Source organism: Photobacterium aquimaris (genome assembly GCF_002954455.1).
Taxonomy (GTDB): Bacteria; Pseudomonadota; Gammaproteobacteria; order Enterobacterales; family Vibrionaceae; genus Photobacterium; species Photobacterium aquimaris.
The window spans coordinates 795474-821884 of the sequence record NZ_MSCC01000001.1; the positions used below are offsets into that span (position 1 = coordinate 795474).

Genomic DNA, 26411 nt, shown 5'->3' on the forward strand with positions numbered 1-26411 from the left:
AGCGCCTATTATTGAGGCGCTTTTTGCATTTTAAGGGAGCGGTTTTATTTCTAGTGACTATTCATTAATACAAAATCGTTGTTCTAAATAACATTGAATCGATTGTTCACTAGCATCAAATTGTGGTGAAGGCACTTGAGTTGGATCAACCCATAACCAACCCTCGCATTTATCTGGCTCTTTTAGGGTTAACTCACCACTGAACTTGGTTGCCAGTAAAGCGACACTAATATAATGCTTACCGGATTCATGATAGGTAGCGAGATTATTGGTTACCGCGATCACTTGCGGTTCGTCAATAGTCAGCCCAGTTTCTTCCTCTACTTCACGAATAGCACATTGGCTAAATGTTTCACCTAATTCCATATGACCGCCAGGAATCGAGTAATACGGCGCATGACTATTTTTACGTTTGCCGATTAATATTTGTCCTTGCTGGTTAATTATAATAATTCCAATTCCAACCATCGGTGTTACGGCACTCATTCTCACTCCAATATTCACCGTTGTCATATTTCATTACTTTACCGCAATTACAGTGCTGATGGTGGAACAATATTAAACCTAGTTATCAAATACTAAAAAAAACTGCCGCTAGATAACTGCGACATTATTGGGTACTCTGCTAGATAAGAAAAATTAGGATTGGAAGAATAATCAATGGAAAGTTTAACCCTAGACCCGATTGCCAAAGTTAACGGTGAAGTGAACCTTCCGGGTTCTAAAAGTGTGTCAAATCGTGCTTTATTATTAGCTGCATTAGCAAAAGGAACGACACGCCTAACTAACTTATTAGATAGCGATGATATTCGCCATATGCTGAATGGATTAAAGCAACTTGGGGTTAATTATCGTTTATCAGCTGATAAAACAGAATGTGAAGTCGATGGTTTAGGTCAGGCCTTTAGCGCAATAAAGCCGCTTGAATTGTATTTAGGTAATGCGGGCACGGCAATGCGTCCGTTAGCCGCTGCGCTATGCTTAGGCTCTGGTGAATATATACTAACGGGTGAGCCACGCATGAAAGAGCGCCCAATCGGCCACCTTGTTGATGCGCTGCGTAGTGCTGGTGCAGAGATTACCTATCTTGAAAATGAAAATTACCCACCATTGAAAATTATTGGCACCGGTTTGCAAGGCGGTGAGGTTGAAATTGATGGTTCTATATCAAGTCAATTTTTAACCGCTTTCTTGATGGCTGCACCTTTAGCACAAGCTGATACTGTGATTAGCATAAAAGGTGATTTGGTATCAAAGCCTTATATTGATATTACTTTACATATTATGTCTCAGTTTGGTGTTGAAGTTGACAATCGTAATTATCAACAGTTCGTTGTTCGAGGTAATCAAACTTATATTTCTCCTGGTGACTTATTGGTTGAAGGCGATGCTTCTTCTGCGTCGTATTTCTTAGCTGCTGCTGCGATTAAAGGTGGTGCAGTGAAAGTCACCGGTATTGGTAAGAAGAGTATTCAAGGTGATATTCAATTTGCAGATGCGTTGGCAGCAATGGGGGCTGATATCGAGTGGGGTGATGATTATGTTATCGCACGTTGTGGTGAATTAACGGCTGTTGATATGGATTTTAATCACATTCCTGATGCTGCAATGACAATTGCAACGACGGCATTATTTGCCAAAGGTACCACGTCAATTCGCAATGTTTACAACTGGCGCGTAAAAGAAACTGATCGTTTAGCTGCTATGGCGACTGAATTACGTAAAGTTGGCGCAACAGTTGAAGAGGGGCGTGATTATATTACCATTACACCGCCAATAACATTGAACCATGCACAAATTGATACTTATGATGATCATCGTATGGCAATGTGCTTTTCGCTGGTGGCATTAAGCGATACTCCAGTGACGATTAATGATCCGAAGTGTACTTCAAAAACATTTCCTGATTATTTCACCAAGCTTCAGGGCTTAAGTGTCTAATTTTTATTGTTCGATTGTTGATATTTAAGTTTACAGTAGTACTTGCCTGATGTGATTGCATCAGGCTTTTTAATTGGTGTAAAAAGGTAATATAGAAAAGGTAATAACTATATAAATTTAAGATTTTTTTCCGTATAATGTGCCACCGTTTGATGGCTAACCTTAATTTGGGTTAAGTTGCTGCTATTACGGATACATATTCGGAGAAAACTTATGTCTACTCATGCTCCAGTCATTACTGTTGATGGGCCAAGTGGCGCCGGCAAAGGCACACTATGTATGCTATTGGCAGAAAAACTTGGCTGGAATCTGCTCGATTCTGGTGCGATTTACCGTGTTCTTGCACTTGCAGCACTTCATCATGGTGTAGATACTGAATCAGAAGATGCTTTAGTGCCACTGGCTGCACACCTTGATGTTCAGTTTGTTGCTGAAGGTGAGTTGGTTCGAGTTATTCTTGAAGGTGAAGATGTTTCAGATACGCTTCGCACCGAGAAAGTAGGCAATGCGGCTTCAAAAGTTGCTGCATTACCGCGAGTACGTGAAGCTTTACTTCGTCGACAGCGTGCATTTAGTGAGCAACCTGGCTTGGTTGCCGATGGCCGTGATATGGGTACGGTGGTATTCACATCAGCAGAAGTGAAAGTTTTCTTAGACGCCAGTGCTGAAGAACGTGCAACTCGTCGTATGAATCAGTTGCAAAAAAAGGGCTTAGATGTTAGCTTTAGCAGCCTTTTAAGTGAAATCCAGGAGCGAGACTACCGCGATCGCAATCGTGCAGTAGCGCCTTTACGTCCTGCAGATGACGCTTTAGTGCTTGATTCAACTGAGATGTCGATTGAAGAAGTACTAGAAAAAGTCTTGGCATATGTTGATGCTAAGCTAAAATAAAGAATCCATATTTAGCTGCGTAAGTGGCTAAATAACGTCGGTGTCATGGATGATAACTGACTTTATTATCAACCCCATGCGGTAGGATACCCATGGTTGTTTATCATATTGAAGATTAATTAAATGACTGAATCTTTTGCTCAACTCTTTGAAGAGTCGCTAAACCAAGTTGAAACTCGCCCAGGTGCAATCGTTAAAGGTACTGTAATCGCTATCGAAAACGGTTACGTACTAGTTGACGCTGGTCTAAAATCTGAGTCATCTATCCCTGCTGAAGAATTCAAGAACGCTGCTGGCGAACTAGAAATCGAAGTTGGCGCTCAGGTTGACGTTGCTCTTGACGCGATCGAAGATGGTTTTGGTGAAACTAAACTTTCTCGTGAGAAAGCTAAGCGTCACGAAGCTTGGATCCAGCTTGAAAAAGCTTATGAAGATGCTGAAACAGTTGTTGGTATCATCAACGGTAAAGTTAAGGGCGGCTTCACAGTTGAACTTAACGGCATCCGTGCGTTCCTACCAGGTTCACTAGTAGACGTACGTCCAGTTCGTGACACTGCTCACCTAGAAAACAAAGAACTTGAGTTCAAAGTAATCAAGCTTGACCAGAAGCGTAACAACGTTGTTGTTTCACGTCGCGCAGTTATCGAATCTGAGAACAGCGTAGAGCGTGATGAGCTACTTGCTTCTCTACAAGAAGGCATGGAAGTTAAAGGTATCGTTAAGAACCTTACTGACTACGGCGCATTCGTTGATCTTGGCGGTGTTGACGGTCTTCTACACATCACTGACATGGCTTGGAAGCGTGTTAAGCACCCTTCTGAAATCGTTAATGTTGGCGATGAAATCAACGTTAAAGTTCTTAAGTTCGACCGTGAGCGTACTCGCGTATCACTAGGTCTTAAGCAACTTGGCGAAGATCCATGGGTTGCAATCGCTAAGCGTTACCCAGAAAGCACTAAGCTTACTGGCCGCGTAACTAACCTAACTGACTACGGCTGCTTCGTTGAAATCGAAGAAGGCGTTGAAGGTCTAGTACACGTTTCTGAAATGGATTGGACTAACAAAAACATCCACCCATCTAAAGTTGTAAACGTGGGCGACGAAGTTGAAGTTATGGTTCTTGATATCGACGAAGAGCGTCGTCGTATCTCTCTAGGTCTTAAGCAGTGTAAAGCGAACCCATGGCAGTCATTTGCAGAAATGCAAGCTAAGGGCGACAAAGTAACTGGTAAGATCAAGTCAATCACTGATTTCGGTATCTTCATCGGTCTTGAAGGCGGCATCGACGGTCTAGTTCACCTATCTGACATTTCTTGGAATGTTTCTGGTGAAGACGCAGTTCGTGACTTCAAGAAAGGCGACGAAATTTCTGCAGTAGTTCTTGCAGTTGACGCAGAGCGTGAGCGTATCTCTCTAGGCGTTAAGCAAATCGAAGAAGACCCATTCAACAGCTTCGTAGCTGACACTAAGAAAGGTGCTCTAGTAACTGGTAAAGTTATTGCTGTTGACGCTAAAGGCGCAACTGTTGAGCTAGCTGAAGGTGTTGAAGGTTACCTACGCGCTTCTGAAGCATCTGTAGACCGTGTTGAAGACGCAACTCTAATTCTTTCTGTTGGCGACTCTATTGAATCTAAGTTCACTGGCGTTGACCGTAAGAACCGCGTAATCAACCTTTCTGTACGTGCTAAAGACGTTGCTGAAGAGCAAGAAGCAATGGCTACACTAAACAAAGCAGACGATGCTGCGTTTGGTAACGCTATGGCTGACGCTTTCAAAGCTGCTAAAGGCGAATAATTGAGCGTTGAGGGAAATCGCTTTAGCTTTTTCCCTCTAAACGGCTATACTATTGAGAAACTTACTAAAACGGAGTGTTTATGACAAAGTCTGAATTAATTGAAAGACTATGCAGTCAACAAACACATCTTTCTGCCAAACAGGTAGAAGATGCAATCAAGGATATTCTTGAACATATGGCGAACACACTTGCAGAAGGTGATCGCATTGAGATCCGTGGCTTTGGTAGCTTCTCTTTGCATTACCGTGCTCCTCGTGTTGGCCGTAATCCAAAGACAGGTGACAAAGTTGAGTTGGACGGCAAGTACGTTCCTCACTTCAAGCCAGGAAAAGAATTACGTGACCGTGTTAATGCATCAATAGCTGCTTAACCGCGAATAGAACAAAAAACGGCATACTCTCGGTATGCCGTTTTTTTATGTCTATAGATCATGGTTTGATCAGTAAAATTACTGCATAATCAGTAATTATAATTTAGGTTTAGTAAGAGGATTCATGATGAAGATTTTAGGAATTATTGTTCTAGTAGCTGCCTTTTTAATCACTCTGGCTCTTGGTGCTCAAAATCAAATAATGGTTAACTTTGATTATTTAATCGCTCAGGGTGAATTCCAACTTTCTACGCTATTAGGCACAGCATTTGGTGCTGGTTTTGTTATTGGCTGGATAATTTGTGGTACTTTATACCTTAAAGCTCGTTTTGCTAAAAATCGCTTAATGAAGAAAGTAACCAAGCAACAACAAGAACTTGATCAGCTTCGTGCTAAGCCTATTAAGGAATAAAAATTAATGCTTGAATTGTTGTTCCTACTTTTACCTATTGCTGCTGCTTATGGTTGGTATATGGGTAACAGGAGCGCAAGTAACCAAAAGCAAGAAAAGTCTGACCACTTATCTCGCCAATATGTAACAGGTCTTAATATGCTGTTATCAGATGAGTCTGATAAAGCAGTAGACCTGTTCATTGAGTTGCTTCAGGTTGACAGTGAAACTATTGATACTCATCTTGCTCTCGGTAATTTATTCCGCAGCAGAGGAGAGGTTGATCGCGCCATTCGTATTCACCAAAATTTGATAGCAAGACCTAACTTATCTATTGAACAACGCAATTTATCATTACAGCAATTAGCAAAAGATTATATGGCAGCCGGTTTTTTTGATCGTGCTGAGCGTATTTTTGAACAGTTGTTAGATGAGCCTGATTATCGAAAATCAGCATTGCAACAGTTATTAGCGATTTACCAACAAACACGTGAGTGGGAAAAAGCCATTGAAATGGCCACCCAATTGGTGAAATTAGGTAAAACAAAACTCAAGCATGATATTGCTCATTACTGGTGCGAACTCTCTATGCTGGAGTTGAGCGCACAAAATCAAGATAAAGCGATTCAGTTATTAAAAAAAGCGCTGTCAGTTGATAAGCATTGTGTTCGCGCTTCGATTGCGATGGCAAAAATTCAAGTTAAACAACAAGAATATAAACAAGCAGCTAAAATTTTAGAGCGGATCTCAGATCAAGATATTGAATTTGTTGGTGAGGCTTTGCCATTATTATTTGAATGCTATGACGCAATGAATAATCAAAATGCATGGCTAAAATTTTTGCAACACTGTGTTGACCACAAAGCAGGGGCAAGTGCTGAGTTAATGCTTGCTGATGAAATAGCTAAAAATGAAGGTGCAGTGACAGCGCAATCATTTATGACCCGCCAGCTGCAAAAGAACCCAACTATGAAAGGCTTTTATCAGTTGATGGAATATCATCTCGATGAAGCAGAAGAAGGCCGTGCTAAAGAAAGTTTAACCAGCTTACGTCATTTAGTGGGTGAACAACTTAAAGTAAAACCACGCTATCGTTGTCGTCAATGTGGTTTTGCTACACATGCTTTATATTGGCAGTGTCCATCGTGTAAGAGCTGGGGACAAATAAAACCGATTCGAGGACTTGATGGTGAATAAGTACCATCGAATATTTTTCTAAAACCAGTGCAGTAATGTACTGGTTTTTTTGTAGTTGTAGCTACCAAATTGAATCAATTAATGTAGAATCCTGCCGGCGGTTGGGATAACCGTACTGTAGATGTATTTAGACATAATAGGAGCCTCAATGCTAGACGCTAAAGTAACAGACCCTAAAGTAATCGTTGCCCTTGATTATGATAATCATAATGAGGCACTCGCTTTTGTCGATCGTATTGAGCCGGGAAGTTGCCGTTTAAAAGTCGGTAAAGAGATGTTCACTTTTTTTGGCCCAGATTTTGTACGTCAGTTGCATGATCGTGGTCATTCTGTATTTTTGGATTTAAAATTTCATGATATTCCTAACACGTGTTCAAAAGCGGTGAAAGCAGCTGCAGAGCTAGGTGTATGGATGGTAAATGTACATGCCAGTGGTGGTGAGCGTATGATGACTGCATCGCGTGAAATTTTAGAACCTTATGGTAAAGATCGTCCACTATTAATTGGTGTAACAGTATTAACCAGTATGGAAGCTAATGATTTAGCGGGTATTGGTATTTCATGCCAGCCTCAGCAACAAGTATTGAATTTAGCAACATTGACTAAAAATAGTGGCCTTGATGGTGTAGTGTGCTCAGCACAAGAAGCAAGTTTGTTAAAAGCACAGCTTGGACAACAATTTAAATTGGTAACACCTGGTATTCGCCCTGTCGGCAGTGCAGCGGGTGATCAGCGTCGTGTAATGACACCTGTAGAAGCGATGGCTGCGGGATCTGATTATTTAGTTATCGGTCGTCCAATTACTCAAGCAAGTGATCCTGCTGCAGTATTGGCGGCAATTAATAAAACACTGGCTTAATTTTTAACGATTAAGCAAACGATAACGCCAGCATTTTTACACTAATAAGTAATAATGCTGGCGTTTATTTTATTATTAATAGCTAATTTTCGGCGTGCTATTGAGTATTCGACCACTTTTTTCTCGTGTTGGTGAACTGAAGTGACTATCAAGCAGTTTTTGAGTTAATGAGTGCTTTGGATTTTCAAACACATTTGCCGTCCGTCCTTTTTCTACTACTTCACCGTCTTGCATCACCATTACTTTGTCACTGAAATGCTTTATTACTCCCATGTGTTGTGACACATAGATATAAGATAATCCCATTTCTTCTTGCAGCTCTAATAATAGGTTTATCATCTGAGAGCGCATCGACATATCAAGTCCGTTTAACGCTTCATCTGCAACGATAATACATGGCTGAAGAATCAGTGCTCGAGCTAAAGAGACACGTTGCTTTTGGCCTGTTGCCAGCATTTGTGGGTAAAAATAAGCATGTTCAGGTAATAAACCTACGCGTTTAAGTGTATCCATGATGCGTTTTTCGCGGGCTTGCGGCGTCATATTGGTGTTACGTTTTAACGGGCCTTCTAGAATACGACCAATTTGAATCCGTGGATTTAAAGCGGTATTTGGGTCTTGGAAAATCATTCGGATTAGTTTACAGCGCGTTTGATAATCATGGTGATGTAGTTGCTCACCATTGACTCGCACAATGCCTTCTGTCGGTGTGATCACGCCAGCTAACATTTTTGCTAAAGTTGATTTTCCAGAACCATTTTCGCCTAGAAGCGCAATTGTTTCACCGGCTTCAAGGTGAAAAGAGACGGGTTTTACTGCTTCAATCGTACGACGACGAAATAATCCTGAGCGATAATGATAATCTTTTTTTAGGTTTTCAACTTCAAGTAATGAACTCATTTGTTGTCATCCTTCATATTTAGCGGGAAATGACAGCTAAATTTATGATCTTTTATTTTTTGGCGCTGAGGTACTTCAACACATTTTCGTTGTGCGTAAGGACAACGTGGTCCTAAACGACAACCAATAGGTAAATGTTGCAGCGGTGGAATTGACCCCGGTAGTGTTTCTAGCTTACATTTATGACTGACATCCATCGAAAAATCAGGCATCGCACGCATTAATGCTGCCGTATAAGGGTGATGAGGTAGCTCAAGCAGTTGCTTTGAGGTGCCTGACTCTACCGATTGACCGCAATACATTACGGTGATCCTATCTGCCCATTGAGTCACGGTGTTTAAATCGTGGCTAACCAATAAGATAGTGGTGTTACCCAATTGGTTCATGCGACTGAGTAGTCGAAAAATCTGTGCCTGAGTAATAGGATCAAGATCATTGGTTGGTTCATCAGCAATCAATAATCGAGGGCGGTTAGCTATTGCCATCGCAATCATTACTTTTTGACACTCACCATCGGTTAATTCGTAAGGATAACTGCGCATGACGCGTTTATGCTCTTTAATGCCGACCTTATGGAGCAAGGCAATCGCCTGTTTTTGACGCCAATGAAAACGCTGCAAAATATGGCCATTAAATGATGATGATGGAATTGCTTCTTCTAATTGCTCACCAATGCGCTCAGAGGGATCAAGGCAGGTTGATGCCTCTTGGAAAATCATTGCTATTTCACGGCTAACAATTTTACGACGTTGACGTGGTGATAATGCTAATAAATCAACATCCCCTAAACGCATTCGGTCAGCGTTAACGCGCCAGTTATCTTTACACACGCCAGCAATAGCTTTAGCAACCAAACTCTTACCAGAGCCTGATTCACCCACTAGCCCTCGAATCTCACTTTCATTTATAGTGAGACTCATACGATCGACAGCTTTTACCATGCCCTGAGGGGTATCGATTTCAATAGTTAAATTACGTATATCAAGTAATGGCATGTTAATCAATTCCCGCATTAAGAGCTTGGCGCATACCATCACCAACAAGGTTGATAACTAACACACTAAACATAATCGCGAGCCCGGGCAAGGTGACTGTCCATGGCGCGAGATAAATAAGATCAATTGAATCACCGAGCATTGCCCCCCATTCTGGTAAGGGTGCTTGTGCGCCTAAACCCAGAAAACCGAGTGCTGCAATATCCATAATTGCCACAGAGATCACGCGCGTCATTTCAGTGGTAATTGTGGTTAGAATATTAGGCAATATCGAGTTATAGAGCAGATAAAAGTTATTAGCGCCATCAAGACGTGCTGCAATAATATAGTCTTTAGCGACTTCTTCATGAACAGCTGTGTATATAGCACGAATAAAACGTGGAATTAATGCCAGCCAAATAGCGAGTAAAATATGTGTTTCTCCTGGTCCCATATATGCAACAACAATTATTGCTAGTAGTAATGAGGGAATAGATAACACCGTGTCTAAAATATGGTTAAGGAAGCTCGATTTTAGGCCGCTACTCATGCCGGCCAAAATACCAATTAATAGTCCGATAGCACTTGATGCTAGGGCAACTAATAGAGCATAGCCAAAGGTTAACTGACTACCGATTAACAGTCGCGATAAAATATCACGGCCAAGATCGTCAGTGCCAAAAAAGAATGATACATGGCCAGAGTTATCCCATGATGGCGGCATGAGAAGTTCGCCAACTTGTTCAATCGCTGAATAAGGGGCTAACCAACGCGCATTTATAGCAATTAACAATAGTGCTAATAAGCTCCATAAACCAAACATGGCTAATGAATTTGCGCGGAAATTTTGCCATGACCGTTCCCATTGCGTCGGAATGGTGGCTTCTTGGTAAACGCTATTTGATGGCATACCATTCCTTCCTTACCAGTGGATTAACAATTGCACCAACAACATCAGACAAAATATTGGCTAATAAAATAAAGCCGCCGACAGTGATGACACCCGCTTGAATGGCGACATAGTTTTGAGCTGCAATTGCGTTGAGTAGCCAGCGACCAATACCCGGCCAGTTGAAAATAGATTCGGTCAACATGGCAAATGTCATCATTGCCGCAAACTGCATTCCAAGCTTAGGAATGATCGGTGGAATCGCATTTTTCATACCGTGACGGCGGACAATTTCAAAGGTTGAAAGGCCTTTTGTCTGTGCGACTTTAATATAGTTTTTGGTCATAACGTCAGCAATTGATGCTCGTGTTAAACGGATAACTTCAGTAGTAGGTGCCATCGCTAATACGATCGTCGGTAGCACAAGATGCTTAACTGCATCAAAGAAAGCTTCCATACGATAAGGCTTATCTGACAATAAAATATCAATCAGTGCAAAACCTGTAACGTGGTTAAATTGATACAATAAGCTATAGCGCCCAGAAACGGGTAGCCAACCTAAGTTAAGCGAAAATAATAAGATCAGTAACATTGCTAGCCAAAACAAAGGAATAGAGTAGCCAAGCAATGTAATCGAACTTATTGCCGTATCGATAGGATGTCCACGACGAACACCAGCAATCGTCCCTAAAGGAATACCAATCACTAAAGACAGAATAAAAGCGAAAAAGCACAGTTCCAATGTCGCTGGAAAAACTTTAAGTATTTCGGTACTCATCGGTATTCCGGTTGCACTAATACCTAAGTTTCCAGTGAGTAAGTTTTGGAGGTAAATAAGCCAACCTTGCCAAAAAGGTTCGTAAGCCCATTGTAATTGGGTATCAAGCCTTAAAATGCTAAAACTCACAATTGTTAGAATGAGCAGTGTAATAACAAACAAATTTAAGCGACGTATAGTGTAGATAAACATACTTTACTCAGTCCGATAGACACTAGAAAATGAACGCGAGCCAAAAGGGCTCATTTGTAGTCCACCGAGTGTTTTATTGTGTGCTTGAAAATATACACCATGAGCAAGAGGAATGATTGGCACCTGCTGATCAATAATATCTTGCGCATGTTGGTAGTAATTAACCCGTTGTTGGGTTTTATTGGTACGTAATGCCAGTTCAAGTAGATTATCAAATTGAACATCACACCAGTTAGCAACATTGAGCCCAGCATGTTTAGCATTACATGATAATAATGGTCGTAAGAAGTTATCAGGATCACCATTATCTGCAATCCAACCCGCTAACATCATGTCGTATTTATTCATGTTGTTTACCCCTAGGCGACCAATGTTATCTTGATGATAAATAACAACATTAACCCCTATTGCCTTGAGGTTGGCTTGAATCAGTTCGGCTGTTTTTTGAGGGCTAGGGTTATAAGGTCGGGATTCTAACGGTACCCACATGGTTAATACTTGATCGGGGTTATAACCTGCCTGCTTGAGTAATGCTTTGGCTTTTTTAGGATTATAATTGATGGCCTTACTGTCATTATTATAAGCCCATGATGTCGGTGGTAATAAGCTTTTAGCTTTAGTTGCCGTACCGTAATAAACTGAATTTAATAATGTATTTCTATTAATGGCGTAACTAATAGCTTGGCGTACTTTAAGATTATTTAAAGGCGCTAAGCTGGTATTTAACGCTAAAAAAGACACATTCATGCCACTTTGAGCCAATAATTCATAGTTATTATTGTCAGTGATAACAGGTAACTGACTCGCAACAGGCGAGGCTAACACATCACATTCAGCACTTAATAATTTGGTCAGATTGCCCATACCACGGGAAGAGATATCAAACACCACTTGTTCCATCGGCGCAGCACCTTGCCAATAGCCACGATGGTGTTTTAATCGAATTAGATCATTTGGAATAAACTGATCAACATAAAACGGTCCAGTCCCAATAGGGCGGCTATCTAATTGACCAATTTGACCTGATTTTAATAGTTGTTTGCCATATTCAGCTGAATATACCACTGCATAGCTGGTCGCTAAATTGGATAAGAAAGAGTTATCTGGGCGGCGTAAGCTAAATTGTACGGTATGTGGGTTCAGTGCTTTAATACTTTCGATATCATTGGCAAAGCCGAGGCTTTCAAACCACGGATAACGGCCACCTGAAATATGGTGAAAAGGATTATCAGGGTTAATGACGCGCTCAAAGCTAAACACAACATCATCAGCATTCATGGTGCGTGTTGGCGTAAACCATGCAGTTGTTTGAAACTTTATACCTTGACGTAGTGTGAAGGTATACACTAAGCCATCATCACTGACTGTCCAGCTTTTGGCGAGATCAGGTAACGGTTTATGGCTAACAGGATCGAGTAATAGCAGACGGTCAAAAATTTGTGCCGAAAGGGTTTCTGCTGTTAGTCCACCGTCTGTTAATTGGGGGTTAAGTGTTGTCGGTGTATCTTGGCCGCAATAGACAAAACCGCGACGTTGAGTCACAGAATCTTTTGCAGGTTGTTTACAACCACTGAGGGTTAATAAAACCAAACTAGCAATAAAAAGACGATAGTAAGCGCTCATATTTAATAGGCGTTATTTGAAATTAAGTTTTTAAATTTAACATTTTCCATCTCGCTCACCAAGTTATCCAGCCTGTTTTGAATTAAATTAGCCAAAAAGCATCAATTATGTTGATTTTTCGTCTTATTTTGGTCGATTAATCACCATTAATATTGATGTTATATTTACGTATTAAGCCCCTTAGTTGATGATAGCTAAGCTGTAATAATTCAGCCGTTTTAGTTTGGTTAAACTTTGCTAGTGTGAGCGCTTGTTCAATCCAAATGATTTCTTGTTGTTGCAGTTGCTGGCGTAGATCAATCGGAAATGTCAGTGTATTAGCCTCCTGATTTTGAGATGACTTAATCGGAGTAGATTGAGAGGGAAGCAGGGGAGGAACGTTATCCCATGAGGTCGTGAAGGGATCTATCACAATAGTATCAATAACCTCATCTTGTTGAGCATGACGAAAGACTGAGCGCTCAACCACATTCTTTAATTCACGAATATTACCAGGCCATGAGTACTTTAATAATTGTTGCTGAGCTTGGTAACTAAAACCGGCAAAGTAGCTGAAATTCATTTCACGGCACATGCGTACAGCGTAGTGTTCAGCCAGTGGCAAAATATCATCAATCCGTGCTCTTAATGGGGGCAAGTGGATCACTTCAAAGGCCAGTCGATCTAATAAGTCGGCTCTAAATTTTCCTTCAGCAGCCAGTTGCGGTAAATTTTGATTAGTGGCACAGATCAATCGTACATTGGCTTGGCAGCTTTTATTACCGCCTACACGTTCATATTCACCATATTCAATCACACGTAATAATTTTTCTTGAACCCCCATCGGTGCTGTTGCCAATTCATCTAAAAAGAGTGTGCCATTTTCAGCACGTTCAAAGCGTCCTTGATGGCGGCCTTTTGCGCCAGTAAATGCGCCAGCTTCATGACCAAACAGTTCAGAATCAATAACACCGTCAGCTAGTGCGGCACAATTTAAGCTGATGAGTGGTTGATCCCATCGTGCAGATAAATAATGAATGCGTTGTGCAATCAGTTCTTTACCTGTACCGCGTTCACCTAAAATAAGCACTGGACGATTAAGTGTGGCAAGTTGTGAGGCATGATCAAGCACAGCTAAAAAAGCATCTGACTCACCGATTAAATTTTCGGTCTTTTTCATTAGTAAATTCCACTAATTTTTGGTTATATTCACTATATCATTATTTTCTAATATCCAATGCTATTTATTTAGTTCATATAAAACAATTACTTAAAAGTTGGCACGCAAGTTGATATGTCTATAGAACAATGACACCTCACATGACAACATAACGTTAGTCTAATGATTAAACCGTTCACTGACATGATTCAAGACGGTTGACCAAGGAGCTTTATTATGGGTATTTTTTCTCGTTTTGCAGATATCGTAAATGCTAACGTCAATTCATTATTAGACAAGGCAGAAGATCCACAAAAACTGATCCGTCTGATTATTCAAGAAATGGAAGATACATTGGTTGAAGTGCGTACTTCATCGGCACGAGCACTCGCGGATAAAAAAGAATTACGTCGTCGCATTACTGCGATTGAAACTCAGTCTACAGATTGGCAACAAAAAGCCAGTTTAGCGATTCAAAAAGGCCGTGAAGATCTTGCACGTGCAGCATTGATTGAAAAACAAAAATTGGTTGATGTGGCGTTAACGTTAAATGAAGAATATAAATTAGTTGATGAAACGATTGAGAAACTATCGTTAGAAGTGGCTGAACTTGAGCGTAAATTGCAAGAAACACGTGCTCGTCAACAAGCATTAGTAACACGTCATAAGGCAGCAGGAACACGTCGCGATGTTCGTCGTCAACTTGATACCAGTAAAGTGGATGAAGCGATGTCGAAGTTTGAACAATATGAGCGCCGCATTGATGAAATGGAAGCTGAAGCGGATAGTTATAGTTTTGGTCGAGGAAAAAGCTTAGAGTCAGAGTTCGCAGATCTCCAAGCACAAGATGATATTGAAAAAGAGCTTGAGCGTTTAAAAGCAAACATGAACGATAAACAACAATAATCGTGGGATAATTGTCCTTTAAATTACATAAAAATAATAATAGTGCTATTACCCCTGCGTGAAAGGAGAACAACAAATGTCGATGGGTTTTATTAGTGTTCCATTAGTGGTGTTTATGGTTGTTGTCGCACCATTGTGGTTAATTCTTCATTACCGCAGTAAGCGTAAATCAGGTGAGGGATTGTCTGGTGAGGATCATAAAAAGTTAGAAACCTTAGTGGCACGCGCAGAGGTGATGCAAGAGCGGATTGTTACGCTGGAGCGAATTTTAGATGCTGAAGCGCCACAATGGAGACAGAAATAATGCGTAAAACATTATATCGCGATCCTAAAAACGGTAAGTTAGGTGGTGTTTGTGCAGGTTTAGCCGAATATTTTGGTGTTGAAATCTGGTTAATGCGCATTTTTGCAGTGACTGCTTTTTTATTAGGCGTCGGTTTTTTTGCTACAGTGGCTTATATTGCTGCTTGGCTAATTTTAGATAAAATGCCACCACAGCGAAAAGAGCAACAGCATCAGTACACTGAACATAATGTAAAGCAAAAACCATGGCAAACAGGACAATCAGCACAGCAGATTTTGGATAATGTTGAAACGGAACTTGCACGCAGTGAAGTCAAAATTCAAAAAATGGAAGCTTATGTGACCTCATCTGCCTTTAAAGTTGATCGTGAATTTAATAAACTTTAACGTACAAATCTACAGTGCTTGATGTTATTTATCTAGATAAAGTCTATAAATAATATCAATATGAAGCAGGTACTGATGTATTCAGGCCTGCTTTTTTATGGTTAGTTATAAGACCGTATAGATGAATAGGGAAGCGTAATGAATCGAATGAGTAATGAAGTGAATAAATGGGTTAACCGTAGCCTTGATCGCCACGTGCGTCTTGCGGTAACAGGTTTATCTCGCGCAGGAAAAACGGCCTTTATTACGTCACTGATCAATCAATTGTTACATGTAAGTACTAATCCTCGTTTACCAATGTTTTCAGCGGTACGGGAAGGGTATTTATTAGGCTCTAAAAGAGTACCTCAGCTGGATATGCATGTGCCTAAGTTTGGTTATGATGACGGCATGAATGCATTGTTATCATCGCCACCAACATGGCCTCAGCCAACCAGTGATGTTAGCCAAACTCGATTGGCGTTGCGCTTTAAGCCACAAAAAGGGCCTCTTAAATTATTTCAAGATACTGCTACTTTGTATCTCGATATTATTGATTACCCAGGTGAGTGGCTATTAGATTTGCCTTTGCTTGATCTTGATTTTATTAGCTGGTCAAAGCAACAAGCACAAGCATTAAAAGGTCAACGGTTAGCATTAGCACAATCATGGTTAGCTATGGGGGAGCAATTTGATCCTTTTGCTCCCGCTGATGAAACCTTGATTGAAGCGATTGCCGTCACTTTTACGGATTATTTACATCAATGTAAAGCTGAAGGTGGTTTACATTGGGTGCAACCAGGGCGATTTGTGTTGCCGGGAGAATTAGCGGGTGCACCAGTATTACAGTTTTTCCCGATGGTATGGACCAATAAATATACCGAGCAACAATTAGCCACAGCGACAGATGACAGTAACTTTGGCATGCTTAAACAACGCTATAAGTATTACCAGCAGCATGTTGTAAAGGCTTTTTATGATGATCACTTTTCTAAGTTTGATCGTCAAATTGTATTAGTCGATTGTTTGCAACCGTTAAATGCTGGTTATGAATCATTTAATGATATGCGCCAAGCGTTAGATCAATTGATGCAAAGTTTTAAATATGGTCGCAGTTCTATGTTACGGCGCCTATTTTCGCCACGCATTGATAAGGTGTTGTTTGCAGCAACAAAAGCTGACCATATTACGCCAGAACAACATTCAAACTTGGTGGGGTTATTACAACAACTAGTGAATGAAGCGTGGCAGACGGCATCGTTTGAAGGCATTGCTATGGATTGTGTCAGTTTGGCTTCTATTCAGGCGAGTGAGCCGGGGTTTGTCAGTCACCAAGGTCAACAGGTTCCAGCTTTACGCGGTACTGATATAGTGGGCAATGCGCAGACATTTTTTCCAGGAGAGGTACCTAAACGATTACCGAATCAAGACTTTTGGAATGAAAATGGATTTGATTTTATTAATTTACGGCCATTACCACAGCAAAGTGACGAGCCTTTACCGCATATTCGAATGGATAAAGCGTTGGAATATCTATTGGGAGATAAATTGCAATGACAGAACCATTAAAAGCAAAAATGGTGTTTGATGAAATAGATCAGCCATTAAGTCAGCAGCAGCCGGATCTGACTGCAAAAATGAATTTTGAACAGCAGAGTGCGTTTTTGCCTGACACTGTTGAAGTCGCAGAAGTTGAGACTGAGCAAGCGCTAGATCATATTTTAGCTGCTAAACCTAAACGTCGTTATCGTTGGTTTAAAGGGGGGTTAGTGGCAGGTGCCGCTATGGTTGGGTGGCAGACGGTTGATCATGTAACAACGGCTTATCAAACCGGTAATTGGTTATCATTAGGCTGGAGTGCGATTGTTGCCGGTATTGCGGTGGCAGGCATTGGTGCGCTTGGGCGTGAGTTGATTAATTTACGTCGCTTAAAACAGCGTCAAAATGAACGAGACCAAGCCCTGCAATTATTGGCCGCGGATGGGATTGGATCGGGTAAAGCATTTTGTGTGAAATTAGCAAAACTAAGCCAAATTCCAACTGATAATCATGGCTATGATCGCTGGTTACATGCTTTGGCTGCCACTCATAATGATCGAGAAGTATTAGCACTTTATGATCAAATGGTAGTGAGCCAACAAGATAAGTTAGCACGAAAGTTAGTTGCGAAATATTCTAGTGAAGCGGCATTAATGGTTGCTTTGAGTCCATTAGCTGTTGCTGACATGCTGCTGGTGGCGTGGCGTAATTTTCGTTTGATCGAGCAAATCTCTGTAGTGTATGGCATCGAGCTTAGTTATTGGTCGCGAATTAAATTAGTAAAATTAGTACTTGCTAATATGGCATTTGCTGGTGCGTCTGAAGTGGTTGCTGATTTAGGCATGGATATGCTTTCGATGGATCTTGCCGGAAGAATGTCGACCCGTGTGGCACAAGGTGTTGGCGTTGGGTTAATGACAGGACGCTTAGGCCTTAAAGCGATAAACCTTATGCGTCCACTGCCATGGATGGAAGGTGAACAGCCAAAATTAAGTGAAATTCGTCGTGATTTATTAAGTCAATTAGGCAATAAAAATAAAAGCTAATAGCAGCATAAATGCGACAAAAAAGAGAACTAACGTTCTCTTTTTTATTTAACAGCGTAATTTTTGTATTTAATCTGCGCAGATGCGATCTCGTGGCTTGACTCATTAAAGGGTTAGTCGCACACTGATATGACTGTCAGGAATAGTTGACAGTGTTTATTTATATATGGTTTTCGTTATGTGGATTGAGCCTCTCAAAAATAAAGCTTAACACTATGATTATTATTAGTATTAATAGATGTTGTTCGAATAGATATCTGTAATTAATCAAATGCACATAAGATGAATAACAAGAAGGTGTAAACAATGAGATTACAGGTCTTTTGCGAAGATAGAGTCGGGATGACCCGCGAATTATTAGATATTTTAACCAGCCAAGAGATTGATCTACGTGGTATTGAAATTGATCGAATTGGTATTATTTATTTAAATTGTCCTGAAGTAGAATTTGAACAGTTTAGCCAACTAATGTCACAAATCCGTCAGTTAGATGGCGTGACAGATGTGCGTAAAATTCAATTTATGCCCAGCGAGCGCGAGCATACTGAATTATCTGCGCTATTGCAGACCTTACCCGATCCTTTCTTTACCATTAATTTAAATGGCAAAGTTGATTTTGCTAACCAAGCAGCAGAGCAATTAATGGGTCATCGCAGTGAAGATTTATTCAGTGAAAATATTCAGACTTTGCTCGGATTTAATTTTAGCCGTTGGCTTGATAAAAATCAGGCTCAAAAACACAGTGAGATAGTGGTTATGGCTGGGCTAGATTATCAAATGGATATCATGCCGGTCTATGTTAGTGATGAAGCACCAGAGCCTGTACTTGCAAGTGCGCTAATTTTATTGAAATCACTGTCTGAGGCTAAAATGCCGATTGTTATGCGTACTATAAATGGTGATAGTGGCTTTGAACATTTGATTGGTCATTCATCACGATTTAAGCATTTATTAGCCCAAGCCAAGAAATTAGCGTTATTAGATGCACCGTTGCTTATACAAGGTGAAACGGGAACGGGTAAAGAAATGTTAGCGCGTGCTTGCCATCAGCGCTCGATACATCGAGATAAACCTTTTCTTGTGGTTAACTGTATTTCTATGCCAGATAATGCTGCAGAAACCGAGCTTTTTGGTTGTGTAGAGAGTGCCAATGAACCAGCTAAAAAAGGTATTTTTGAACAGGCAACTGGTGGTACAGTTTTTTTGTATGAAATTGGCGAAATGTCAAAACACTTACAAATTAAATTATTACGTTTTCTTCAGGACGGCACTTTCCGTCGTGTTGGTGAAGAAGCTGAAATAAAAGTCTCAGTACGTGTTATTTGTTCTACTCAGAAAAAATTACCAGAGTTGGTTGCTGAGGGCGAGTTTAGAGAAGATCTTTATTATCGACTCAATGTACTTGCGTTAGTTGTGCCGCCATTACGTGAACGTGCTGCTGATATTGTGCCATTAGCAGAGTTATTCTTGGCGCAATTTGCACAAGAATTGCATCAACCAAAACCAATGTTATCTGAAGAATTAGCTTTAGCGTTAAAGCAATATGCTTGGCCAGGAAATATTCGCCAATTACGCAATGTATTGTTTCGTGCGATGACGCAAGTTGAAGGTGCTGAAATGACATGTGCTGATGTGCAGTTACCTGAAAATGAGTCGAGTACTGTTATTAGTGAAGAGACATTAACAGGATCATTGGATGAGATTATGAAACGTTATGAGTCAGGCATATTATCTAATTTGTATCAGAGCTATCCATCAACGCGTAAATTGGCGAAACGATTAGGGGTTTCTCATACTGCGGTGGCAAATAAATTGCGCGAGTATGGCCTTAGTAAGCGAAATTAAGAGTTAAAAATAAAAGAGATAGTGATAAGTACTATCTCTTTGTTTTAATCATAAGCGATCAAGCTTATTGATGTGAATTAGATATTCTGGTGAGCTTCAAGCAAGATAGTATCACCAGACTCTAAAGCTAATAGTAATGCAACAATGTCTTCGCCATAGCGATAACCACATAATGAGTTATGACTATTCAAAACGCGATGACAAGGAATAATAATGGGAATAGGGTTAACATTCTTTGCCATCCCAATGGCTTGAGTGGCTTTAGTATTACCAATGTTTTCTGCTATTTGTTCATAAGTGACAGTTTCACCATAAGGAACATCGGCAATGGCATGCCAAATTTGCTGTTGAAAGATAGTGCCTTGGGGAGCGAGAGGAAAGGTAAACTTTTGCCGAGAGCCGGTGAGGTATTCTTTGAGTTGCTTAATGAAAGGGGCCATAAATTCTGGGTTATGTTGCCATATTTCATTCGGACTATAGCTGGGACTGGTAATAGATAACTGTCGCAGACCTTGATGATCGGCCAACAACATAATGTTTCCCAGTTCTGTTTCAATACAATCGTAATACATCAATAACTCACTAAAGGCGTAATAATTAATAACATTGACCGATAAATAGTAACAGACAACGGCATGCTAATATATCGAATACTGAATGTGGCTTGCTTTCATTATCATGTAAACTCACAAAATGTGCGTTATATCAATTAACATTGTCATGCTGAGGTAATATTTGTTTCATTCAATTATACATCGCTCATCAACTATTGTACTTGATGATATAAAAGTTCGCTTGATTGAAGCGCGAGATGCAGAACAAATTAGTGCATATTATCAGCGTAATCGTCATTTTCTAGCCCCTTGGGAGCCATTACGACATGAGGCTTTCTTTAGTTTAGTTGGGTGGCAACAACGACTGCAACAAATTGCGACGCTACATCGCCATGAAATGGCTTTCTATTTTGCTATAGAGCACCGCACAACTGGCGATATTATTGGAGTAATAAACTTTAGTAACTTAGTTAAGTCACCATTTTATGCCTGTCATGTTGGCTATTCTTTAGATCAAGAATATCAAGGACAAGCAGTGATGCGTCGTGCGTTAACGGCGGTATGTGAATGGATGTTTGTTGATAAACATTTTCACCGTATTATAGCGGCCTATATGCCTCATAATAATAAGAGTGGTCGTGTATTAACAGCTGTAGGGTTTGAGAAAGAAGGTTTGGCGAAAGACTATTTATTGATTAATGGTCAATGGCAAGATCACGTGTTAACGTCATTGATTAATCCCAACTGGTCATTACCAATAAGTTAAATAGATTTTTAGGTATAAAAAAGCTGAGAGTTAACTTTTGTTATATAAGCACTCTCAGCTGTTATGTTAGCTCACTCTTAGTACCATTATAATTTTCTAATCAACGGTTAAGATACGCATATTGTTGGTTGAGCCAATAGTATCCATTTTATCACCTTGAGTAATAATGGTGAGATCTCCAGTCTGTACATAACCTGCATCCTTTAGGACAGCAAGAGCATGTTTTGCAGCATCTAATCCCGCATCGCTATCACGGTCAAAAAACACCGGTGTGACACCACGGAATAAAGCTGCACGATTAAGCGTGGTTTTATTACGTGAAAGTGCAAAAATAGGCAAGCCTGATGAAATACGCGACATCAGACGAGGTGTACGGCCTGATTCTGTCATTACCACTATCGCTTTAACCCCGACCATATGGTTAGCAGCATACATGGTTGCCATGGCAATGGTTTCTTCAGGAGTTGAAAATTTACGATCTAAGCGATGGTTAGAGACATTGATACTTGGCTCTTTTTCCGCACCCCGACAAACACTGGCCATGATAGTAACGGTTTCAACGGGGAAATCACCAGCAGCGGTTTCAGCGGATAACATTACCGCATCAGTGCCATCTAAAACTGCATTAGCCACATCCATCACTTCAGCACGTGTTGGCATTGGGCTAGTGATCATTGATTCCATCATTTGAGTAGCAGTGATCACTGTTCGATCTAAGCTACGTGCGCGACGAATCAGTTTTTTCTGCACTCCAACTAATTCAGGATCACCAATTTCAACCCCTAGGTCACCACGAGCAACCATCACCACGTCGGAAGCAAGAATGATATCGTCCATGGCTTCCGTTGTTGCCACTGTTTCTGCGCGTTCTACTTTAGCGACTAATTTTGCAGTAAGTCCGGCTTCCATTGCCAGTCGACGTGCATAGTGCATGTCTTCACCATTGCGAGGAAAAGAGACGGCAAGATAATCAACTCCCATGGCAGCAGCAGTAATAATGTCAGCTTTATCTTTGTCGGTTAATGCGGCGGCGGATAGTCCTCCACCTTTTTTATTAATGCCTTTATTATTTGATAAAGGGCCAGCAACGGTAACAACGGTATGCACTTTGTTACCAGCGACTTCGGTCACTTGCAGTTGTACACGGCCATCATCAAGTAACAACACATCACCGTTAATAACATCATTAGGTAATTCTTTATAATCAAGTCCAACCGCATCTTGATGACCTTCACCTTTAGGTAAATCACTATCAAGAGTGAATTTATCACCAATGTTGAGTTGTATTTTACCGTCTTTGAAGGTAGATACGCGAATTTTAGGTCCTTGAAGGTCACCTAAAATAGCGACATGTTTACCTAAACGTGTCGCTATTTCGCGAACTTGTTGTGTTCTAATAATATGATCTTCAGCGCTACCATGTGAAAAATTCATGCGCACAACGTTAGCGCCAGCCGCAATTATTTTTTCTAGATTATTGTCGCGATCTGTTGCTGGGCCAAGGGTGGTAACAATTTTGGTACGTCTTAGTTGTTCAGACATTACTAGCTCCATAGAAAGGTCAGTAGGTTCATTAATCGATATCAATCAATACATAATATTTGATATTGGTTTAATAAAACCTCAGAGTGATGACTATTCAGTAAGTGTGATAAATAACAAAGAAGATAAATATGAGTACATCATTTGCTATGACAGCGAAGCCGGAACTTCGCTTAATGTCAGTCGTTATAAAGAATAACGTTCTTTAGAAAATCGTGAGTCTTTGAGTGAATCTTTTACGCGTTTTAAATTATCACGAAAACTGGATCCTCGGCGTAAGGTAAACCCTGTAGCCAATACATCAATCACGGTCATTTGTACGACACGGCTTGCCATTGGCATATAAATATCAGTGTCTTCGGGCACATCAAGACAAATTGACAACGAGCATTCTCGCTCTAGTGGTGAGTGTTTAGCGGTAATACCAATCACTGTCGCACCATTCTCTCGTGCCATTTGGGCAATCTCAACCAAACTTTTAGTGCGTCCTGTATGTGAAATGACGACAACAACATCGCCATCGGAACAATTGATCACACTCATACGTTGCATCACAATATCGTCAAAACAAACAATAGGGATATTAAAACGGAAGAATTTATTTTGTGCATCATGGGCAACAGATGCTGAAGCGCCTAGTCCAAAGAAAGAGATCTTTTTTGCTTGAGTAAGTAAATCAACGGCGCGGTTAATTTGCATCGGATCAAGGCTATTTTTAGCAACATCTAAGCAAGCCATGGTGGATTCAAATATTTTTGCTGTGTAAGCATCAGGGCCGTCATTTTCTTCAACGTTACGATTTACATAAGGGGTTCCATTAGCCAAACTTTGGGCTAAATGTAATTTAAAGTCAGGAAACCCTTTAGTATCAAGGCGACGACAAAAACGGTTAACGGTTGGCTCACTGACATCAGCCATTTTGGCTAATGTGGCGATACTTGAGTGAATCGCTGTTTGTGGTGAAGCAATAATAACTTCCGCAACTTTTCGTTCAGATTTACTGAAGTGTTCTAAGTTATTTTGTATTTTTTCTATGGTATTCATAGTATTTATGCACTTCGTTATTAAATTTCATTTGTAGCATTCTTGTCATCAAGTTGCCCATATATTGAAACTATACTACTTAACTCTTAACATAACCTAGTGATTGACGGTCTTTTTCAGGGCGTTTTTATTAGATTTTGATCGAGATCGACTTTTTATTTTCAGAATTGAAACTTATAAAACAAATATGTTGGAATTTATTATTCTATTTTTCTAACTATCAGTATTTATTCTAAAAATAAGGATTTATTTCGAACTGTAAAATAAATTGAGAGGGTTTAATTTTATAATGTAATGGGAAATTATAAATTTAATTAACGATGGGTAAATAAGGAGTATCAATGAAAGTAAGTATTTGTGGCTGCGGATGGCTCGGATTACCGTTAGCATTATCATTAAAATCTCAAGCGATTGAGGTTTGGGGGTCAAAAACAACGTTAGTGGGCGTTGAGTCATTAAAACCGCAGGGAATTAAAGGATGCTTATTAACATTGCCTATTAGTGGGGAAGTTAATGCCGCCATTAATCAATTTCTAGCAACGGATGTATTAATAATAGCAATTCCACCTGGGCGCAAGAATCTTAATCCACAAGCTCATATTGAAAATATCATGTCATTATCGATAGCAGCCCAGAGAGCGGGTTGTCAGCGAATTATTTTTATCAGTACGACTTCAGTGTACGACCCATTACAAGGCGAAGTTGTTGAAGTAACGCCAGTTAGACCAAATACCGCCTCAGGAATATTACATTATCAATTAGAACAACAGTTACGCCAACATTGGCAGCATAATTTAACTGTATTACGGCTAGCGGGTTTGTTTGGTCCATCGCGGCACCCAGTAAAATTTTTATCAGGACGTCAATTGAGTGCAGCTAAACAGCCGGTTAATCTGGTTCACTTAGATGATTGCATTCAAGTTATCTCGGCAATTATTCAGCAGACAGTGTCGATGCCAATCATGCACCTTGCTGCAAGCTCTCATCCTAGTCGTGAGCAATATTATACGGCAATGGCTCTGAAAGCTCAGTTACCACCACCTGATTTCAATCAAGATAATGATGGGGTGAATGGTAAAAAAATAAACTCAAATCAAACGCTTAGTTATCTTGGTATAACGATGAAATATGATGATTTATTACAAGGTATGCCAGAACTAGGGTAAGAAGAGTAAAAAAACAGGCAAAAAAAAGCGCTGCAATAAACATATCAGCGCAAATAAAAAATACAATAAGGAGTTAAAGCAGTAGTAGCAATTTAAATTACAGGTCTGTTTGACGGCCAGAAAAACAAAATACTTACCTATAATTTCAATTCTTATATATCAGACTGCCGATTAATAATAAAGTTCAGTTAAATCGAAAAAAAGAGATATTTATTTTTTAGGGATTTTAGGCAAAAAAATCCCGCTGAAAATAGTCAGCGGGAAGGAGATTATCCAAAAAAATACAATTAGGATTTAAAGCAGTAGTGAATTAAACATTTAATAAAAAGTGATTACCGTTGAGTAAAAAAAATTTTATCAAATTGAATACATAAGTAAGAGTTGTTATTGCGAAGAAAGTTCAAAAAAAAATGCGATTATTTGAAATTATTATCTTTATTGATTAATTACGTTGTAAATAAAGGAAACCCATCAACAAATGTTTGCTGATGGGCGGTGAAGTAAAAACTTCTAAAAAAAGCAGTGGTATATATATGACACGCATTTATATCATTGGTTCCATTTTATTATAGATATCGAATGAAATTACTCTTTATTGTTGATTTTAATTACTTTATTTTGATGCGATATTTTAAATGACAATTCGTGATGTAGCGCAATTGTTAATCCCGCTGTGGTTGTGTAATATTTAAACAAGCGTTTAAATTGGATGAATAATATGTCACAGCCAAAAACGACTAAACATCGCATACTGGATGCTGCTGAAGTGCTATTTGCTGAACGTGGTTTTAAAGAAACCTCTTTACGCGCCATTACTACAGCAGCTGATGCCAACCTTGCTTCTGTCAATTATCACTATGGAGATAAAAAAGGGCTTATTCGCGCGGTATTAGGGCGCTACCTTGATCAATTTATTCCAGCATTTAAACAAGAATTACTGTCACTACATCAGCGTGATGAATTTGATATGAATGATGTGTTTTTATGTACCAAGCAGCCATTACTGCGATTAAATAGTTTTAAAAATAATGGCACCACGATATTTATGTCACTAATTGGGCATGGTTATACGGATGTTCAAGGACATTTACGGTGGTTTATAACGACATATTATGATGATGTTATTCAATTATTTGTGACTGCCGTTCGGCGTGCGTACCCTTGTTTAGATCCTGAAACATTATTTTGGCGACTACATTTTACCCTTGGAGCATCGGTGTTTACGGTAGTTTCAAGTACAGCACTATTTGCCATTGCGGCTAATGACTTTTCTAGCCGAATTAAGACCGAAGATTTAATTAATCGTTTAGTCCCTTACCTTGCCGCGGGGGTTACCGCCCCAATAGCACTTAATAAGGAGATTCTGTAAACAACATTTCTAATTCATCACTGTTAT

General features: G+C 40.0%; 26 protein-coding genes. 16 read left to right on the forward strand and 10 right to left on the reverse strand.

Annotated features, from left to right (window positions below; all coding sequences use genetic code 11):
• Positions 1 to 57: 57 nt before the first annotated feature.
• Complete coding sequence (locus BTN98_RS03460) at positions 58 to 513, reverse strand: nucleotide triphosphate diphosphatase NUDT15 (RefSeq protein ID WP_240616104.1); 456 nt, start codon at positions 511 to 513, stop codon at positions 58 to 60.
• A 147-nt stretch (positions 514 to 660) separates the two neighbouring features.
• On the opposite strand from BTN98_RS03460, the gene aroA reads away from it, so the two are divergent.
• The 7 genes from aroA to pyrF all read left to right on the forward strand — a co-directional run bounded on the left by aroA (position 661) and on the right by pyrF (position 7444).
• Entirely contained in the window at positions 661 to 1941 is a 1281-nt protein-coding gene (gene aroA / locus BTN98_RS03465; protein ID WP_060996600.1) for a 3-phosphoshikimate 1-carboxyvinyltransferase, read from the forward strand.
• Between the two features lie 213 nt (positions 1942 to 2154).
• The gene (gene cmk, locus BTN98_RS03470) at positions 2155 to 2832 is read left to right on the forward strand and encodes a (d)CMP kinase (RefSeq protein ID WP_060996599.1); all 678 of its coding nucleotides are present in this window, start codon (positions 2155 to 2157) and stop codon (positions 2830 to 2832) included.
• A 123-nt stretch (positions 2833 to 2955) separates the two neighbouring features.
• Positions 2956 to 4626 carry a 30S ribosomal protein S1 gene (gene rpsA, locus BTN98_RS03475; RefSeq protein WP_060996598.1) on the forward strand — a complete coding sequence of 557 codons (1671 nt, stop codon included), beginning with the start codon at positions 2956 to 2958 and terminating at the stop codon, positions 4624 to 4626.
• 80 nt (positions 4627 to 4706) lie between these two features.
• Positions 4707 to 4997: an integration host factor subunit beta gene (ihfB, locus tag BTN98_RS03480; protein ID WP_036795301.1), complete on the forward strand. Its 291-nt coding sequence runs from the start codon at positions 4707 to 4709 to the stop codon at positions 4995 to 4997.
• 127 nt (positions 4998 to 5124) lie between these two features.
• Positions 5125 to 5409, forward strand: coding sequence for a LapA family protein (locus tag BTN98_RS03485; RefSeq protein WP_060996597.1), 285 nt, complete (start codon positions 5125 to 5127; stop codon positions 5407 to 5409).
• 6 nt (positions 5410 to 5415) lie between these two features.
• Complete coding sequence (gene lapB / locus BTN98_RS03490; RefSeq protein WP_060996596.1) at positions 5416 to 6585, forward strand: lipopolysaccharide assembly protein LapB; 1170 nt, start codon at positions 5416 to 5418, stop codon at positions 6583 to 6585.
• A gap of 148 nt (positions 6586 to 6733) precedes the next feature.
• The gene (pyrF, locus tag BTN98_RS03495; protein WP_060996595.1) at positions 6734 to 7444 is read left to right on the forward strand and encodes an orotidine-5'-phosphate decarboxylase; all 711 of its coding nucleotides are present in this window, start codon (positions 6734 to 6736) and stop codon (positions 7442 to 7444) included.
• Positions 7445 to 7519: 75 nt separating this feature from the next.
• Here the strand turns inward: pyrF and BTN98_RS03500 are convergent, their stop codons facing one another.
• The 6 genes from BTN98_RS03500 to pspF form a co-directional block, all read right to left on the reverse strand.
• On the reverse strand, positions 7520 to 8344 hold the full coding sequence (locus tag BTN98_RS03500; protein ID WP_060996594.1) for a peptide ABC transporter ATP-binding protein: 825 nt from the start codon (positions 8342 to 8344) through the stop codon (positions 7520 to 7522).
• The gene (locus tag BTN98_RS03505; RefSeq protein WP_060996593.1) at positions 8341 to 9339 is read right to left on the reverse strand and encodes a peptide ABC transporter ATP-binding protein; all 999 of its coding nucleotides are present in this window, start codon (positions 9337 to 9339) and stop codon (positions 8341 to 8343) included. Before BTN98_RS03505 ends, BTN98_RS03500 begins: the two co-directional genes overlap by 4 nt.
• A 1-nt stretch (position 9340) precedes the next feature.
• Positions 9341 to 10228, reverse strand: a complete 888-nt coding sequence (gene sapC, locus BTN98_RS03510; RefSeq protein WP_060996592.1) for a putrescine export ABC transporter permease SapC — start codon at positions 10226 to 10228, stop codon at positions 9341 to 9343.
• Positions 10215 to 11177, reverse strand: a complete 963-nt coding sequence (locus tag BTN98_RS03515) for an ABC transporter permease (RefSeq protein ID WP_060996591.1) — start codon at positions 11175 to 11177, stop codon at positions 10215 to 10217. The genes sapC and BTN98_RS03515 overlap by 14 nt, the downstream gene beginning before the upstream one ends.
• A 3-nt stretch (positions 11178 to 11180) precedes the next feature.
• Positions 11181 to 12800, reverse strand: a complete 1620-nt coding sequence (sapA, locus tag BTN98_RS03520; RefSeq protein ID WP_060996590.1) for an ABC transporter substrate-binding protein SapA — start codon at positions 12798 to 12800, stop codon at positions 11181 to 11183.
• 136 nt (positions 12801 to 12936) lie between these two features.
• On the reverse strand, positions 12937 to 13959 hold the full coding sequence (gene pspF / locus BTN98_RS03525; protein WP_060996589.1) for a phage shock protein operon transcriptional activator: 1023 nt from the start codon (positions 13957 to 13959) through the stop codon (positions 12937 to 12939).
• 216 nt (positions 13960 to 14175) lie between these two features.
• On the opposite strand from pspF, the gene pspA reads away from it, so the two are divergent.
• From pspA to tyrR, 6 genes are all read left to right on the forward strand, one after another.
• Positions 14176 to 14844, forward strand: a complete 669-nt coding sequence (pspA, locus tag BTN98_RS03530) for a phage shock protein PspA (protein ID WP_060996588.1) — start codon at positions 14176 to 14178, stop codon at positions 14842 to 14844.
• A gap of 76 nt (positions 14845 to 14920) precedes the next feature.
• Complete coding sequence (gene pspB / locus BTN98_RS03535; RefSeq protein WP_036795289.1) at positions 14921 to 15148, forward strand: envelope stress response membrane protein PspB; 228 nt, start codon at positions 14921 to 14923, stop codon at positions 15146 to 15148.
• Positions 15148 to 15534, forward strand: a complete 387-nt coding sequence (gene pspC / locus BTN98_RS03540) for an envelope stress response membrane protein PspC (protein ID WP_060996587.1) — start codon at positions 15148 to 15150, stop codon at positions 15532 to 15534. Before pspB ends, pspC begins: the two co-directional genes overlap by 1 nt.
• A gap of 138 nt (positions 15535 to 15672) precedes the next feature.
• Positions 15673 to 17070 (forward strand): YcjX family GTP-binding protein, encoded by a 1398-nt coding sequence (locus tag BTN98_RS03545; protein ID WP_060996586.1) that lies wholly within the window; start codon positions 15673 to 15675, stop codon positions 17068 to 17070.
• Complete coding sequence (locus BTN98_RS03550) at positions 17067 to 18098, forward strand: YcjF family protein (protein ID WP_060996585.1); 1032 nt, start codon at positions 17067 to 17069, stop codon at positions 18096 to 18098. Before BTN98_RS03545 ends, BTN98_RS03550 begins: the two co-directional genes overlap by 4 nt.
• A 306-nt stretch (positions 18099 to 18404) precedes the next feature.
• Positions 18405 to 19943 (forward strand): transcriptional regulator TyrR, encoded by a 1539-nt coding sequence (gene tyrR / locus BTN98_RS03555; RefSeq protein ID WP_060996584.1) that lies wholly within the window; start codon positions 18405 to 18407, stop codon positions 19941 to 19943.
• A 77-nt stretch (positions 19944 to 20020) separates the two neighbouring features.
• On the opposite strand, the gene BTN98_RS03560 is transcribed toward tyrR, so the two are convergent.
• Positions 20021 to 20515, reverse strand: a complete 495-nt coding sequence (locus BTN98_RS03560; RefSeq protein ID WP_065189930.1) for a methylated-DNA--[protein]-cysteine S-methyltransferase — start codon at positions 20513 to 20515, stop codon at positions 20021 to 20023.
• Positions 20516 to 20678: 163 nt separating this feature from the next.
• Between BTN98_RS03560 and rimJ the strand changes: the two genes are divergently transcribed.
• Entirely contained in the window at positions 20679 to 21263 is a 585-nt protein-coding gene (gene rimJ, locus BTN98_RS03565) for a ribosomal protein S5-alanine N-acetyltransferase (protein WP_060996583.1), read from the forward strand.
• 96 nt (positions 21264 to 21359) lie between these two features.
• Here rimJ and pyk read toward each other — a convergent pair whose 3' ends face one another.
• Both pyk and BTN98_RS03575 read right to left on the reverse strand, forming a co-directional pair.
• Positions 21360 to 22805 carry a pyruvate kinase gene (pyk, locus tag BTN98_RS03570; RefSeq protein ID WP_060996582.1) on the reverse strand — a complete coding sequence of 482 codons (1446 nt, stop codon included), beginning with the start codon at positions 22803 to 22805 and terminating at the stop codon, positions 21360 to 21362.
• 186 nt (positions 22806 to 22991) lie between these two features.
• Positions 22992 to 23849 (reverse strand): MurR/RpiR family transcriptional regulator, encoded by an 858-nt coding sequence (locus BTN98_RS03575; protein ID WP_060996581.1) that lies wholly within the window; start codon positions 23847 to 23849, stop codon positions 22992 to 22994.
• Positions 23850 to 24190: 341 nt separating this feature from the next.
• Between BTN98_RS03575 and BTN98_RS03580 the strand changes: the two genes are divergently transcribed.
• Positions 24191 to 25015 carry an SDR family oxidoreductase gene (locus BTN98_RS03580; RefSeq protein WP_060996580.1) on the forward strand — a complete coding sequence of 275 codons (825 nt, stop codon included), beginning with the start codon at positions 24191 to 24193 and terminating at the stop codon, positions 25013 to 25015.
• A 718-nt stretch (positions 25016 to 25733) separates the two neighbouring features.
• Positions 25734 to 26384: a TetR family transcriptional repressor PsrA gene (gene psrA / locus BTN98_RS03585; protein WP_060996579.1), complete on the forward strand. Its 651-nt coding sequence runs from the start codon at positions 25734 to 25736 to the stop codon at positions 26382 to 26384.
• The last annotated feature ends 27 nt before the right edge of the window (positions 26385 to 26411 follow it).

Excerpts from the sequence above, each read along its gene's own strand:
- BTN98_RS03460 (WP_240616104.1), bottom strand. The coding sequence starts at position 513 with ATGACAACGGTGAATATTGGAGTGAGAATGAGTGCCGTAACACCGATG.
- aroA (WP_060996600.1), top strand. The coding sequence starts at position 661 with ATGGAAAGTTTAACCCTAGACCCGATTGCCAAAGTTAACGGTGAAGTG.
- cmk (WP_060996599.1), top strand. The coding sequence starts at position 2,155 with ATGTCTACTCATGCTCCAGTCATTACTGTTGATGGGCCAAGTGGCGCC.
- rpsA (WP_060996598.1), top strand. The coding sequence starts at position 2,956 with ATGACTGAATCTTTTGCTCAACTCTTTGAAGAGTCGCTAAACCAAGTT.
- ihfB (WP_036795301.1), top strand. The coding sequence starts at position 4,707 with ATGACAAAGTCTGAATTAATTGAAAGACTATGCAGTCAACAAACACAT.
- BTN98_RS03485 (WP_060996597.1), top strand. The coding sequence starts at position 5,125 with ATGAAGATTTTAGGAATTATTGTTCTAGTAGCTGCCTTTTTAATCACT.
- lapB (WP_060996596.1), top strand. The coding sequence starts at position 5,416 with ATGCTTGAATTGTTGTTCCTACTTTTACCTATTGCTGCTGCTTATGGT.
- pyrF (WP_060996595.1), top strand. The coding sequence starts at position 6,734 with ATGCTAGACGCTAAAGTAACAGACCCTAAAGTAATCGTTGCCCTTGAT.
- BTN98_RS03500 (WP_060996594.1), bottom strand. The coding sequence starts at position 8,344 with ATGAGTTCATTACTTGAAGTTGAAAACCTAAAAAAAGATTATCATTAT.
- BTN98_RS03505 (WP_060996593.1), bottom strand. The coding sequence starts at position 9,339 with ATGCCATTACTTGATATACGTAATTTAACTATTGAAATCGATACCCCT.
- sapC (WP_060996592.1), bottom strand. The coding sequence starts at position 10,228 with ATGCCATCAAATAGCGTTTACCAAGAAGCCACCATTCCGACGCAATGG.
- BTN98_RS03515 (WP_060996591.1), bottom strand. The coding sequence starts at position 11,177 with ATGTTTATCTACACTATACGTCGCTTAAATTTGTTTGTTATTACACTG.
- sapA (WP_060996590.1), bottom strand. The coding sequence starts at position 12,800 with ATGAGCGCTTACTATCGTCTTTTTATTGCTAGTTTGGTTTTATTAACC.
- pspF (WP_060996589.1), bottom strand. The coding sequence starts at position 13,959 with ATGAAAAAGACCGAAAATTTAATCGGTGAGTCAGATGCTTTTTTAGCT.
- pspA (WP_060996588.1), top strand. The coding sequence starts at position 14,176 with ATGGGTATTTTTTCTCGTTTTGCAGATATCGTAAATGCTAACGTCAAT.
- pspB (WP_036795289.1), top strand. The coding sequence starts at position 14,921 with ATGTCGATGGGTTTTATTAGTGTTCCATTAGTGGTGTTTATGGTTGTT.
- pspC (WP_060996587.1), top strand. The coding sequence starts at position 15,148 with ATGCGTAAAACATTATATCGCGATCCTAAAAACGGTAAGTTAGGTGGT.
- BTN98_RS03545 (WP_060996586.1), top strand. The coding sequence starts at position 15,673 with ATGAATCGAATGAGTAATGAAGTGAATAAATGGGTTAACCGTAGCCTT.
- BTN98_RS03550 (WP_060996585.1), top strand. The coding sequence starts at position 17,067 with ATGACAGAACCATTAAAAGCAAAAATGGTGTTTGATGAAATAGATCAG.
- tyrR (WP_060996584.1), top strand. The coding sequence starts at position 18,405 with ATGAGATTACAGGTCTTTTGCGAAGATAGAGTCGGGATGACCCGCGAA.
- BTN98_RS03560 (WP_065189930.1), bottom strand. The coding sequence starts at position 20,515 with ATGTATTACGATTGTATTGAAACAGAACTGGGAAACATTATGTTGTTG.
- pyk (WP_060996582.1), bottom strand. The coding sequence starts at position 22,805 with ATGTCTGAACAACTAAGACGTACCAAAATTGTTACCACCCTTGGCCCA.
- BTN98_RS03575 (WP_060996581.1), bottom strand. The coding sequence starts at position 23,849 with ATGAATACCATAGAAAAAATACAAAATAACTTAGAACACTTCAGTAAA.
- BTN98_RS03580 (WP_060996580.1), top strand. The coding sequence starts at position 24,191 with ATGAAAGTAAGTATTTGTGGCTGCGGATGGCTCGGATTACCGTTAGCA.
- psrA (WP_060996579.1), top strand. The coding sequence starts at position 25,734 with ATGTCACAGCCAAAAACGACTAAACATCGCATACTGGATGCTGCTGAA.